The sequence below is a fragment of the Carboxylicivirga mesophila genome (assembly GCF_018271975.1).
In the GTDB taxonomy this organism is placed as follows: Bacteria; Bacteroidota; Bacteroidia; order Bacteroidales; family Marinilabiliaceae; genus Carboxylicivirga; species Carboxylicivirga mesophila.
This window is the reverse complement of the sequence record NZ_JAGUCN010000006.1, coordinates 172,710-186,086: the sequence shown is the minus strand read 5'-3', so window position 1 is coordinate 186,086 and position 13,377 is coordinate 172,710. Positions and strand designations below refer to the sequence as shown.

9 protein-coding genes and 2 tRNA genes are annotated in these 13,377 nt (G+C 40.9%); 3 read left to right on the top strand and 8 right to left on the bottom strand.

Features of this window, described 5'->3' with window-relative positions:
- Positions 1 to 214 precede the first annotated feature (214 nt).
- Complete coding sequence (locus KEM09_RS07420; RefSeq protein WP_212227239.1) at positions 215 to 3,142, top strand: M16 family metallopeptidase; 2,928 nt, start codon at positions 215 to 217, stop codon at positions 3,140 to 3,142.
- Positions 3,143 to 3,186: 44 nt separating this feature from the next.
- On the opposite strand, the gene KEM09_RS07415 is transcribed toward KEM09_RS07420, so the two are convergent.
- The 5 genes from KEM09_RS07415 to KEM09_RS07395 all read right to left on the bottom strand — a co-directional run bounded on the left by KEM09_RS07415 (position 3,187) and on the right by KEM09_RS07395 (position 10,763).
- The gene (locus KEM09_RS07415) at positions 3,187 to 3,993 is read right to left on the bottom strand and encodes a tRNA threonylcarbamoyladenosine dehydratase (protein WP_212227237.1); all 807 of its coding nucleotides are present in this window, start codon (positions 3,991 to 3,993) and stop codon (positions 3,187 to 3,189) included.
- 104 nt (positions 3,994 to 4,097) lie between these two features.
- Positions 4,098 to 5,321, bottom strand: coding sequence for a phosphoserine phosphatase SerB (serB, locus tag KEM09_RS07410; protein WP_212227236.1), 1,224 nt, complete (start codon positions 5,319 to 5,321; stop codon positions 4,098 to 4,100).
- A gap of 214 nt (positions 5,322 to 5,535) precedes the next feature.
- Complete coding sequence (locus KEM09_RS07405) at positions 5,536 to 7,239, bottom strand: alpha-L-fucosidase (protein WP_212227235.1); 1,704 nt, start codon at positions 7,237 to 7,239, stop codon at positions 5,536 to 5,538.
- Positions 7,240 to 7,335: 96 nt separating this feature from the next.
- A complete protein-coding gene (locus KEM09_RS07400; RefSeq protein ID WP_212227234.1) occupies positions 7,336 to 8,433 on the bottom strand; it encodes a carbohydrate-binding family 9-like protein in 1,098 nt (365 codons plus the stop codon).
- 74 nt (positions 8,434 to 8,507) lie between these two features.
- A complete protein-coding gene (locus KEM09_RS07395) occupies positions 8,508 to 10,763 on the bottom strand; it encodes a family 20 glycosylhydrolase (RefSeq protein WP_212227233.1) in 2,256 nt (751 codons plus the stop codon).
- Positions 10,764 to 11,053: 290 nt separating this feature from the next.
- Here KEM09_RS07395 and KEM09_RS07390 point away from each other — a divergent pair.
- Both KEM09_RS07390 and KEM09_RS07385 read left to right on the top strand, forming a co-directional pair.
- Positions 11,054 to 11,126: transfer RNA gene (locus tag KEM09_RS07390), tRNA-Gly, on the top strand.
- Positions 11,127 to 11,184: 58 nt separating this feature from the next.
- Positions 11,185 to 11,256: transfer RNA gene (locus tag KEM09_RS07385), tRNA-Thr, on the top strand.
- A gap of 39 nt (positions 11,257 to 11,295) precedes the next feature.
- On the opposite strand, the gene KEM09_RS07380 is transcribed toward KEM09_RS07385, so the two are convergent.
- From KEM09_RS07380 to KEM09_RS07370, 3 genes are read right to left on the bottom strand one after another with little or no spacing between them, the layout of a single operon-like run.
- Positions 11,296 to 11,733: an HvfX family Cu-binding RiPP maturation protein gene (locus tag KEM09_RS07380; protein ID WP_212227232.1), complete on the bottom strand. Its 438-nt coding sequence runs from the start codon at positions 11,731 to 11,733 to the stop codon at positions 11,296 to 11,298.
- 59 nt (positions 11,734 to 11,792) lie between these two features.
- Positions 11,793 to 12,539: an HvfC/BufC N-terminal domain-containing protein gene (locus tag KEM09_RS07375; protein ID WP_212227231.1), complete on the bottom strand. Its 747-nt coding sequence runs from the start codon at positions 12,537 to 12,539 to the stop codon at positions 11,793 to 11,795.
- The gene (locus tag KEM09_RS07370) at positions 12,523 to 13,362 is read right to left on the bottom strand and encodes an HvfB family MNIO-type RiPP peptide maturase (protein ID WP_212227229.1); all 840 of its coding nucleotides are present in this window, start codon (positions 13,360 to 13,362) and stop codon (positions 12,523 to 12,525) included. Before KEM09_RS07370 ends, KEM09_RS07375 begins: the two co-directional genes overlap by 17 nt.
- Positions 13,363 to 13,377 lie beyond the last annotated feature (15 nt).

Sequence of the window (13,377 nt, the reverse complement as noted above, 5' to 3'; positions counted from 1 at the left end):
TAACACCTCGCCCCATCTAATTAACGATAAAACAACACCTCTAATTCGGTAATAAAATAGTTGAAATACCTATCAACCCTCAGTTTCACCTCAATCATTGCTAATTAACAATTCAACCAACCAACTAAAACTTTAGTAGAATTATTTAACAAGTGTCTTTATATTAATTATAAATAACTATCTTCAAATATTCTTAACATCAAAAACTAAACTTATGAAACAACTATCATGCCTGCTACTCACAGGCTTTATGGCACTTTTTTCGTGTCAACAACCTACCTACCAAACTCAACAACATACTGATAGTAATGGCTACAGTTACGAATCAGTTACCAACGACCCCTACAATGCCCGCATTTACACCCTTGACAACGGCTTAAAGGTATATTTAACACGTAACCTTGACGAACCTCGCGTAGCTGCCCTTATAGGTGTTAAAGCCGGTTCTACCTTCGAAGATCCCAATGCTACCGGTCTGGCGCACTACATGGAACACATGATGTTTAAAGGCACCAGCAAAGTAGGAACTGTTGACTGGGAAAAAGAAAGTGCTTTACTAGAGCAAGTATCTGAATTATTTGAAAAACACCGTGCAACAGATGATATTGAAGCCAAGAAAGCTATCTATGCACAAATTGACAGCTTATCGCAAATTGCTGCCACCTATGTTGCCACCAATGAATTTGATAAGCTTAACACTGCCATGGGATCATCACGCGTAAATGCCGGTACATCCTACGAATCAACCGTATATATGTGCGAAGTTCCCAAAAATGAATTGGAACGCTGGGCTAAACTAGAGCATGAGCGCTTCACCGGATTGGTACTACGTTTATTTCACACCGAGCTGGAAACCGTTTATGAGGAATTCAACATGTACCAGGATATGGATGGTCAGCGTGCTTTCCAAACTATGATGGAAGGTCTATTTACGAACCACCCATATGGCAGAAGTGTAATTGGCTTCCCGGAACATTTGAAGAATCCTTCAATGGAAGAGATTTACAAGTTCAAGGACAAGTTTTACATCCCGAATAATATGGCTATTGCTCTGGCTGGCGACCTGGATTTCGAACCTACCATTCAATTGATTGACCAATATTTTGGTAAGATGGAAAAAAAAGAATTTGCTGAACCACAATTACCAAAAGAAGAACCAATCACTGCCCCTGTAGACAAAGAGGTTGTTGGACCTGATGCCGAAAGCATGCAAATGGCTTTCCGTTTTAATGGGGTTGGCAGCGACGACGAAATTATGGTAGACCTTATCAGCTCTATCCTATCAAACGGGCAAGCCGGATTAATCGATCTTGACCTAGTACAGAAGCAGAAGGTGTTAAGTGCCTCATCTGGCTCATGGTTCATGCGCGACTATGGCATTCACATCTTCAATGGTAAACCAAGAGAAGGACAAACGCTTGAGGAAGTAAGAGACCTGCTGTTAGCCGAGTTGGATAAAGTGAAAAACGGTGAATTTGAAGATTGGATCATTGAGGCTATCGTGAATAAAGCACGTTTGGACTTTATGAATGCCCTTGAGTATCCTTTCTATTCGGCCTATTCGCTGATGAATGAATTTACTTCAGGTCAGTCACACGCCGATGTGTTGGCAAGCCTGGATAAGATGAAGCAAATTACCAAAGAACAGGTAATGGCATATGCCAAAGAGAAATATGGCGACAACTATGTAATTGTTTATAAACGAACTGGCGACAACAGCGCACTTGTTAAAGTGGATAAGCCAGAAATTACAGCTGTGCCTGTGAACAGGGATTTACAATCGGACTTTGCCCAGTCATTTCTTGCCGAGGAAATCAGTGATATCAACCCGGTATTTGTTGATTTCAACAGTAAACTTCACAAAGAAGAACTTAAACCTGGTTTAGAATTCTTCCACTCAACTAACGAAAACAATGGCTTATTCCGCCTTAACTACGTGATTGATTTAGGTAAAAATAACAACCTGCAGTTTCCACTGGCGGTTGATTACCTGCCTCTTTTAGGAACTGACCAATACTCACCTGAAGACCTGCGCAAGGAGCTTTTCCGCTACGGATTAAGCCTATCGGTAAATGCTGGTAACGATCGTTGCTATGTGACCATTGCAGGACTGGATGAAAAATTGGAAAAAGGTATTGAATTGCTTGAGCACATTATCCATAATGCTAAAGCCGAGCAAGAGTCGTACGATGAATTTGTTAAAGGTATCGTCAAAAAGCGCAGTGATGCCAAGAAAAGTCAGGGACGTATCTTTGGTGCCATGGTTGATTACGGTATTTATGGCAAAAAATCACCTGGAAAATACCTACTTAGCACCGATGAACTGACAGCTATAAATCCGGAAGACTTAACCCGCCAGCTGAATGAGATGACCTACTATGAGCACAAGGTATATTACTATGGCCCATCATCAGCTGAAACAGTTACTGCATTGTTGAATCAGCATCATAAAACACCTGAGCAGCTGGCAGCTATACCAGAGGCCATAGATTACAAAATGCGCGAAAACGAAAGCTCACAGGTGTATGTGGTTGATTATGACATTAACCAGGCCAACATTTTGCTGTTGGTTAAAGACACACCTTTCGATGCTGAAATAATACCTTATGCTGAGGTATTTAATAACTACTTTGGTTCCGGTTTATCATCAGTCGTATTCCAGGAAATCAGAGAATCAAAGGCTTTAGCCTATTCGGCAGGTGCAGGTTATGTTACTGCCCGCAAAGCAGATAAAGATAACTTTATATACGGCCGCCTTGGTACACAGGCTGATAAGTTAAGTATTGCCACATCAACCTTAACAGAGTTGATGAATGAGATGCCAAGAGCTGAGATGCAATTTAAGCAGGCCTGCGAAGGTATAGTTAAGCAGATTAACACCGAACGCATTACCAATAAAGATATGTTTTGGGAGTACCTGAGCAATAACGATCGTGGCATTGACTATGATGTGCGCAAGGATGTTTATGAGAAGGCAAAAGTTATTTCTTTAGATGACTTCGAATCCTTCTTTAACGAGCATATTAAAGGCAAAAACTACACTTACATGGTGCTAGGCCGCAAATCTGATTTAGACAAGAAAGCTTTATCGCAACTTGGTAAGGTAAACGAATTGGCTTTAGAAGATATTTTTGGTTATTAAAAACCAATGGGTAAAAGAAATCCCGGCCTGCAGGCCGGGATTTTTTATGCTTCATTTATTACTTCATCTCGTATTTGTTGTATGACCAGTCCTGCCAGTGTCATCCCAAAAATACCGGTTATATGTGCTAAACTTCCATTGATGGCTGCTTTAAGGCTGCACCACTCGTGGTTAACCAAATCAGGGTCACCCGGTCCGTTCTCTGCCTTTGGGCACAAACATTTTTCAGTTCCGCAAGTAGCATCAGCACCAGCATTTTCAAGTAACTCATCACTATACACGCACAGAAAATCACGCGATGGTTCCCCCACCTTTCGCACCATTTTACGAATTTTTCGAGCCAGAGGGCATCCCTTCACATTCCAGAATGAATCAACTCTTACCCGCGTTGGATCAACTTTAAGAGCTGCTCCCATTGATGAAACAAATAATGCATTTGTTTCGGTAGCGCGGCGAATCAGGTGCACCTTACTGCCCAGGCTGTCGATAGCATCAATAATCACATCATAATCATCGAGCGCAAATTCATCTGATGTTTCTTTACTGTAGATTTTCTGTAATGCTGTAATTTCGGCCTTTGGATTAATCTCCAGCAAACGCTCCTTAAGCGCCTCCGTTTTAACGTGCCCCACCGTCTTTGAAGTAGCCATTAACTGACGGTTAACATTCGTAACGCACACGCGGTCGCTATCCACAATGGTCAATTTAGTGATACCTGTGCGAATCAGACTCTCGGCACACCAACTGCCTACACCTCCAATACCAAATAATATCGCTTTTTTCCCGGCCAATGCCTGCATCACTTCCTTGCCCATTAACAGCTCCGAGCGATGAAAAATTCCTTTCCCCATACTTAACTCAAATCATTGGGCGGCAAAAATAATAAATTTCTACTTTTCAGGAAGGTGAAATAAAAGCTAAAAGATCATAAAATACAACACTACAGCTCAATGCCTTATAGATTTATCTCCCTATCCCTGAAACCCAATAAATAGAGTATGGCATCCAATCCAATGGTAGAAATGTGATGCTTGGCCGATGCTTTCACCTTGGGCTTGGCATGAAAAGCAATACCTAAACCTGCCAGCTTCAACATGGGTAAATCATTGGAGCCATCACCAACAGCAATGACCTGTTCCAGATGAATATCTTCCTTAAAAGCAAGTAATTTAAGCAGTTCAGCTTTCTTCTCTCCATTCACAATCTCCCCTTTGTGCTTACCTGTTAGCTTTCCGTCTTCAATCTCCAACTCATTGGCAAACACATAGTCGATATCCAGCTTACTCTTCAGGTAATTACCAAAATAGGTAAATCCCCCCGACAGGATAGCTGTTTTGTAGCCATATTTTTTTAGTGTTTTAAACAGACGCTCTGCCCCTTCTGTAATGGGCAGGTTTTCTGCAATATTTTTCATCACACTCTCATCCAGACCTTTCAACAGTGCCACACGTTGTATAAAACTCTCGTTAAAATCAATTTCGCCGCGCATTGCAGCCTCTGTAATGGCCTTCACCTCATCGCCAATACCAGCTTTGATGGCCAACTCATCAATCACCTCAGTTTGAATCAGTGTCGAGTCCATATCGAAACATACCAGACGGCGGTTTCTGCGGAATATATTATCGGCCTGGAAGGCAATATCCACCTCCGCTGTTTTGGCAATATCTATAAACTCCTGCTTCATTCCCTCGGCACTTTTGGGCGTACCACGCACCGAAAATTCAACAACTGACTTATCATTTCCCTCGTGATCATCCAATAATACACGGCCGCTCAAACGGGATATATAGTCAATGTTTAAGCCCTGATTTGAAATAATACTGGTTACCTGCGACAGCTGCTCAGCACTTAACTTACGTGACAAAAGTGTGACAATAAAGCGCTCCTTACCTTGCTGCCCCACCCACTCTTTGTACTTCTGCTCGGTAACAGGGGTAAATTTTAGATTGAGTCCTAATTCATAGGATTTAAACAACAGCTCTTTTAATACCGGAGCTGACTCAGCCGATTCAGGTACCTCAAACAAAATACCCAGACCTAAATCCTCGTGTATAACTGCCTGACCAATATCCAGAATATTAACGCCGTAATGCGACAAGATACCTGTTAATATGGCGGTTAACCCTGGCTTATCCTCACCGGATATATTCAGCAATATAATTTCTTTGCTCTTATTCATGATATTAATTTGCAGTTAAAAGATTTGCAAAAATAACAATCTATAAGGAAACAACTTTAATTATGTGTTACTTTTCCACCAAAGACGACTTCTTGAGTTACTTTTAATGACCATGATAACGCTAAATATGGCATATCAATAGCCTGAAAATAAAGAGCCGCCTCTATCCTGCGGACAATGGCGGCTCCCATTACAATATAAATGCAAAATCAAACTAGTTACTTTCTATAACATGGCCCTTTCCTCTATAGAGATCTAATTCACCATCTAATAATACTGCGATAACAGTCATTTCCTTATCCAGCACTTTCTCAGGCAAATCAATATATGTAATACCAGGCACATCGCTCCAATATTGCTTACCTATTACCTTATGACTTAGTTTTGTACCATTACCAACCACCCAAATGCGGTTAATTTTATTCTTAAGACCACGCACAACCAAAGGCCCGTTGTTTTTACCATCTACCATCAGGTAAAGTATGTTTTTATCTTTCGACAATGCGGTTGCCCCATTATAATGACCACCTGGAATTGATTCTGTCATATCATCCAATGCAATCTGGTGCTTCTTGTTCCACATTTCATCATTGGCAACTTCGGCCAATGCATAAGTACTAAGACTGGTTGCCGGCTCAACTAATTTAATGCTATGCTTTAGCTCGACCGCCACTACTGTTACCATCGGGTCAGCCTGTGCATTATCCATATTGACAGACAGCAGCTTATTATTATAAGTGTATGAAAGTTCTTTTTCTTGCCCAACAACACGTACCTTCTCAACGCCAGCATCTAAACCATTCACTAATACAGGATGATTGGGTTGATTATCTATATATAAATAAAGCGTTTTGCCATCTTTAGATAAAGCGGTTGGTCCGTTAAAATGTTTTGTATCAATACCAGCCAGAGTTCCGTAAATGGCTTCCTCATGCTTTGAAGTCCAACGACCAAACTCTTTAAGTATATCCAATTGTTCTTGCGGTATACTTCCGTCGGCATGAGGACCAATATCCAACAACAGGTTACCTCCCATGCTAATACAATCCACAAAAATACGTATCAACTGATAGGGTGATTTGTAGTTATGATCGTTATGCTGATACCCCCATGAGTCATTCATGGTCATGCACAATTCCCAGTAAGGGTTATTGGGTTTCTTGATTGGTACACCCTGCTCTGGCGTATCATAATCGCCATACCCTTGCAGGCGGCTGTTTAATATGATGTTCTTGTTGTATTTGAGCATCAATTCACGCAGCTCCTTCGATTTCCACTCTTCGGCCGAATGCTCCCAATCACCGTCAAACCAATATAAATCGGGATTGAAACGCCCCGACAGCTCATTCATTTGAGCAAAGTAAAAGTCAGTGAACTTGTTCCAGCGCTCATCATCATTCTGGTAGCGATTCTCGTTACGTAAATGCGCCGGATAATCGGGGTATGACCAATCGATTAAAGAGTAATACAAGCCTACCTTTAGCTTTTCTTTGCGAAGTGCTTTCACAAATGGCTCAACTATATCGCGCTTTGCAGGTGTATCATCAACCGTATTAAAGTGCTCTGTTTTGGTGTCCCAGAGTGCCACTCCATCGTGATGTTTGGTGGTTAAGACGGCATACTTAGCACCACTGGCCTTAATGATTTTGGCCCATTCACCGGCGTCATATTTAGCGGCAGTAAAGCCATCAAGCTGTTTTATGTAGTCGTCATAATTAATGTACCCATTAAAAAATGACCAGGATTCATCAATGCCGTTAACCGCATAAATACCATAGTGTATAAATATGCCCAACTTGGCATCTTTGAACCACTGCATACGCTTTTCCTTTGCCTTATCTGTTTCGGTTACATCTTGCTGTGCCATAACAGATGTGGCTATCAGGCAGGTCAGAATAAATAATACGTGTTTTCTCATATACTTTGTTTTATACTTTTTCAGCTTATTAGTCATCTGCAACAATACTCTATTACCCCTAAAATACCTTATCAGGAAACGAGTAAACAATTCATCTTACTTCTTCATTTTCCAGGTACGCCCTTCATTATTAATGTGCCAGTTAAATTCACTTTCTGCGCGAGATACTACCGCCTCAAAGAGAGAACCTGTTGTAGCTATTTTATTGACATATTGGAGCTCTGGCAAGTGCACAGCCGATAATTCATGAACTGATTTGGCGTATGCGCCTGTTTTACTTTTAAATAATCTTTGAGCGTGATATATGGTATAGAGTTCCCATTTTACTAACTCATCCTTATTAAACTTGAAAGCTTCTTCACCCTCACCGGCAACAACATCAGAAAATTGCAAAAATCCCCAAGTTTCAGGACGATGCATATCAATGACCCCTTGCGGCGACCACACCCAGTTATCTTCATGGTAGTGTTTTCCTGTTTCAGGATTTGTTTTCTTTTTATACTGACCATCAATCACATCATATTGCCACTGTACCCTACTGAAATTAATACGCCACTGATTACCTGCTTTAGCATCCACACCACCGCAATACTCACGTAATACATTCAATGGAAATGCCAATTCAATGAACCAGCCTTCATCGATGTCATCGGGCTGATTAATAGTACCTTTCAAGCTAATAGCAGACTTAAGGCCGTTAATGTCCCAATTATTGATTGGCGGTCCGCCATCGCGATATGGTTTCACTAAAAGCAGATCCCAAACAGTGTTAAATGCATTCATTTCAAACTCATAGTAACCATGCGTATCACCATTCGGATCAATAAACACTTCAAAATCATTGTCATAAAAAATCACGGCGTCACGTTCAGTTAAACTGGCACATAAATGTGGTTCTTCAAGGTAAGCGCCAATGTAAAGATACTCATCATCCCAAAGCATTTTAGCCCTTGTCGACAATGCAGGTGCCGGCTTTTTATCCCCTTCTATATCTACAAATAAATCAGTCCAGGGCGCATTTTTCCAAGCCACCTCATTCAATTCTCCGTCGATGTTCAAAGCTTCAGATACACGATAGCAGATGTAATGCCTGGGTGCAAAAGAAGGCAATTCCAGTTGTCCCACTTTTTCAGGTGGAGCTGATTGGCATGCCGCCACAATCACAATCAACAATATTGGTATTAATCTCTTCATCCTCTTACTTTTTTCTCTTGTTCACCCCACAGCAGTCAAGAGAAATTTATATTTATCCTATTTGTTCTTTTGTTTTAATTAAAAAGCTCATCTGAGGTTACTTTCCTTTTCTCCTGACCTGGTGCCTGAACATACACCTCTTGCAAAGCTCCTCCTCCAATCTGACAATATATCAGACGTACAGGATGCAATCCTGCTTTTAAGGCCACAGCTCCCTTTCTTTCCCGTGGTCCATGACTAGGATCATTATCAACAACCAGCTGCTCATGTATAAAAAGCTGATCACCGTCGTCGGACTTGGTATAAAAAGTATAAACCCCATCGGTAGAAGCCTTAAAATAGCCATCAAATACCAAAGCATAGTTTTCCTGTCCCTCGTAATGCCCCAGGCCAAAACCATCAACCACAACTTCGGCATCAGCCTTCTTATCTGCCGGCACATCTTTACTTTTCCAGTAACGCCCTTTATAATAGCTTTTCTTAAGGCCTGACTTTACGTCAACAATCACAGGTTCTGCCAAATTTTGCTTAATGTACTCGGCACTGTATATTTTACTATACACATCACCTTTATAGGCTCTAAACTTTAATGTGCATGATTTTTTAACTTCAATGGCACCTGAGTATCTTGCGCTACTTCGATCGGGTGCTGTTCCATCCAGTGTATAAAATACCTCCATCTCATTATCCGGCACATTTAACTCAAGTGATGATACATCCGTAAAAACAGTTTTATCATCAAAACCGGTAATTTCAGGCAAATGATAAAACAACCCTTGCGATTGGAAATATGAATAATGTGTTTTTAATCTCTCCTCAAACGCTTCAAAATTTCTCAACTCCTTATTGGTCCACCCGGACTCCGCCAGCGCCAACATGCGTGGCAGCACCTGATAAGCCAATCGCTTAGTGTTCGGAATACGTTCTGTCCACACATTTCCCTGTACACCAATAATACAGTTAGCCATATCAGCAGTAAAGTCATCGGGCACCGGCTCAAAGTTATAAACCTTGCTGGTAGGCGTTGCTGAGTATGGAAAATCGAAATAGTACTCAAAATCAGGGGTCACAATGATATCATTACCACCTATAGCAGCATCACGAATTGTGTTAGGTGCCCAGTTGCGCCACCACATAATTGTGGCATTATTGCTTAAACCACCTTCCACTATTTCGTCCCAGCCTAATAACTTTTTACCTTTCGAAGCTAAAAAGTCTTCTATCTGATGATTAAAATGCGATTGCAATTCGTGTTCATCCTTTAAATTAGATTTTTTGATCGCAGCCTGACAGCTAGGACACTTTTTCCACTCATCCTTATTCACCTCATCACCTCCAATGTGGATATATTCTGATGGAAATAATTCGGCCACCTCAGTTAAAACATCCTCAATAAAGGTGTAAGTTGATGCTTTGCCCAGACAAGCAGGATAAGAAAAATGAGCACCCCATCCGGCTTTTCCTGTACATGACAGGTGAGGGTAATTTTCAATAGCCGCCTTAAAATGTCCAGGCACATCAATCTCAGGAATTATTTCAATATTTCGCTGTGCGCAATAATTAATCAAGTGTCTCAAATCGGCCTTTGTATAAAAACCGCCATATAGTTTTTCCCCTTCTTTGATGGCATAATTATGATCAGGAATAGCAAAGGTTGCATCGTCAATTGAGCGCTCCAGACAAAGACTATCCTGATTATTATGCACGCGCCAGGCTCCTTTTTCGGTTAGTAAAGGATATTTTTCTATTTCAATACGCCAGCCCTGATCATCTGTTAAGTGCAGGTGTAGCTTATTGAGCTTGTAATACACCATCTGATCAACTAATGCTTTTACCTCATCCAGGGTAAAAAAGTGGCGCGATACGTCAAGGTGCAACCCACGGTAGGCAAATCTTGGCTTATCATTAATTTCTCCACATCTAATCTGGATATTATCGTATTCACCAACAGGCCACATTTGCAAGAAAGACTGGTAGCCATTTATCCATCCGGCTTTTGATGCACTATTTATTACTATTCTATCTGTTTTGATTTGCAATTGATACGCTTCTTCATCCAAATCGGGATTATATATCAACAAAAAAGGAGTAGCTCCCTCGCTATCGAAGATCAAACCAGGTTTATTGGATTGTTGTTGCAGAAGTTCTATCAATTCCATACCATCCGGATAGTTGCTTTCAATGTCGATACCATGATTGATTGATAAAAAATCATCGTTATAGGTTACTGAGTTAGGCTGTGGAATAATCGCATACTTATCGATTATGGTGCTATTTTGACAGCCGAATAATAAAAGAATTAGTGAGAGTGTAAATAACGCTTTGCTCATTATTATCTGAAATAAGTTATGCTGCAAAATTACAATGGTGCTTTCTTAGGTGCTTCGTTCATTTGTTCTGAAAGGGTAACTAAATGTTCCTTCATTTACTCTTTTAGCTGATATTTCGGCAAATAACATCATAAACCGACACACCCCTTGATGGGTGGGCAATATCGCAACTGAAGAAAAGTGCAGTCAAGTGTAAAAAAAATGCCTTTTGAGATTTGTGAACTTTAGAAAAAGTTTTACTTTTGCAGCGCTGTTGAGAAAAACAGCCACCTGTTAAACGAACAGGCAACGCGAAAATAGCTCAGTTGGTAGAGCACGACCTTGCCAAGGTCGGGGTCGCGGGTTCGAGTCCCGTTTTTCGCTCAGGGTTTAATAGTAATTAAAATTGGATGTGATTCTGCGGTCGGTTCAATTTTAGTTTGCCGATGTAGCTCAGGGGTAGAGCGCTTCCTTGGTAAGGAAGAGGTCACGAGTTCAATTCTCGTCATTGGCTCAAAAAAAGAGGGTAATCATTAATGACTACCCTCTTTTTTTATTTTGCGATTTTGTTTACTACTGCTTCATCAATACTAAAGCGCCCAGGCCCTTTACTAAATATCAGGAACAACATTACCAGGTAATAAAACGGAATTTCAATACCATTATCAGCCGAAGAGAAACCGTTACCCAAATGCACCATCAGAATAGCCATGAGCATCACAAACATTAAAGGTATTGTAATGTATCGCGTTAATAATCCTAACATTAACAGAAAAAAACCAGCAAACTCAACAGTTGCTGCCAGCAATACACTAACTGTAGGCAGCGGGAAATGCAGCGAGGAAAACCACTCAGCTGTACCCCGTATGTTTTCAAACTTTTTAACAGCCGGCTCAAACAAACCAAAAGCAAGTGTCAGACGCATAGCCAGTAAAGCCCAGTCACCCGTTCGTTCAGCTGCATTGTTAATAAATTTAATTACATCTTTCATTTAATTGGATTTAGTTAATAAACGATAAAGGAGGGTGAGTTTGGCGATTAAATCACTGCCTAAGTTATAATTAATATTTTTTTGTCAACTAAATCCGAGCAAAAAAGTGCAAGATATTTTTGAATAGCTTCTTTATTATCAAAATTAAATTGCGAAAGAACGATCGGCATAATTTCAGGAAGGCTTTGCGAACCTTGTATGATATTTTGCAAGATAAATACATGGACAGGAGATATCTCTAAAAAATGTACACTTCCTGAATCCATCATCCTATAAATCAAGATATAATAATCACCAGGCTTAGCAGCAGCTTTATCAGCATGCATTTTATGCACCGGATATGTCAGGTTGATTATCCGATGATAAGGATTCATTATTAGAGAATCATTAAGCTGATAAACAGTTTTCATGCTAGCAGGCTCCTCCACATCAGGCATGGTATGTACCTCAATCTCGTACCACTCAAGCCACAATAAATCATTGAGGGCGGGTTTATTGAGTGTTTTAGCATAGACATTTGCTGTCACAAATCCAGCAAACTCACGGGGCATCTGCCATACCGCAGGCGTTTGCGTAGCATGTTTCTCCATAAACTCGCTCACCAGGTACTGCCAATCGGTTGGTACTAGCCATTCTTTGGTAATCGGGAAGGCCGTTTCGAGTGTATTATTGAAGATATTCCGAATTAGGCGCTGATAGTGCGCCAAAGCCTCAGGCCGACTAAGTTCTAATTGGGCATCACTCCCGATTCGACAAGCAGCACCTAACTGCTCCTGTATTTTCCGGGTATCATCTTTCAACAACATGTTCCTCCTCCCAATGCTTTTTCACAATAGCCTTCAACCGCTCAATCTCACTTATTAATTCATGAGTTTCAGGAATATTAAAATCACGCTCCAACAGCACTGGCAGCGGCTTATTAAGTAGTTTTACGGTATATTCAAAAAGCGCATACACCGGATCTATAATCGCCTGACCATGTGTGTCAATAATCAAATCATCACTCACCTTATCATGGCCAGCCATATGCATGTAAGCCACCTTATCAAGGGGTAATTGGGCAATAAATTCCTCTGCGCTGTAGCCATGATTGAAGGCATTGACATAAACATTATTTACATCCAGCAGCAGCTGACAACCTGATTCTTCCACGATACGATTTACAAATTCCAGTTCAGTCATTTGCGCCGCCAATGAAGTATAGTATGATACATTCTCCAACACCAGTGGTCGTTCCAGGTAATCCTGCACCATCTTAATACGCTTTACAATGTGCTTGATAGCATCGTCTCTGAAAGGAATCGGTAATAAGTCGTACAAATGGGCATTATCGGCTTTGGCAAAAGAAAGGTGCTCCGAGTATATATCAACCTTGTAGCACTTAAGGAAATCCTTAAGTTGCTTCAGGAATGTCCAATCAAGGTCATCCGGACTACCAATAGACAATGACAAACCATGACAAGTTACAGGAAAGCGCCCAGCCACAGCATCAAGTTTTTTCTTCCAGTAGCCACCCATTCCTATCCAGTTCTCGGGAGCCAACTCTATAAAATCAGGCTTAAAAGCTTCATTATCGATGAATTCATCAGCAAAATCGCGCCTGAAACCTATTCCTACTTGATGTTTCATTGTTACTCTTCAGAT

What these genes read in the sequence shown, in the direction of transcription:
- KEM09_RS07420 (WP_212227239.1), top strand. Translation starts at nt 215, where the DNA reads ATGAAACAACTATCATGCCTGCTACTCACAGGCTTTATGGCACTTTTT.
- KEM09_RS07415 (WP_212227237.1), bottom strand. Translation starts at nt 3,993, where the DNA reads ATGGGGAAAGGAATTTTTCATCGCTCGGAGCTGTTAATGGGCAAGGAA.
- serB (WP_212227236.1), bottom strand. Translation starts at nt 5,321, where the DNA reads ATGAATAAGAGCAAAGAAATTATATTGCTGAATATATCCGGTGAGGAT.
- KEM09_RS07405 (WP_212227235.1), bottom strand. Translation starts at nt 7,239, where the DNA reads ATGAGAAAACACGTATTATTTATTCTGACCTGCCTGATAGCCACATCT.
- KEM09_RS07400 (WP_212227234.1), bottom strand. Translation starts at nt 8,433, where the DNA reads ATGAAGAGATTAATACCAATATTGTTGATTGTGATTGTGGCGGCATGC.
- KEM09_RS07395 (WP_212227233.1), bottom strand. Translation starts at nt 10,763, where the DNA reads ATGAGCAAAGCGTTATTTACACTCTCACTAATTCTTTTATTATTCGGC.
- KEM09_RS07380 (WP_212227232.1), bottom strand. Translation starts at nt 11,733, where the DNA reads ATGAAAGATGTAATTAAATTTATTAACAATGCAGCTGAACGAACGGGT.
- KEM09_RS07375 (WP_212227231.1), bottom strand. Translation starts at nt 12,539, where the DNA reads ATGTTGTTGAAAGATGATACCCGGAAAATACAGGAGCAGTTAGGTGCT.
- KEM09_RS07370 (WP_212227229.1), bottom strand. Translation starts at nt 13,362, where the DNA reads ATGAAACATCAAGTAGGAATAGGTTTCAGGCGCGATTTTGCTGATGAA.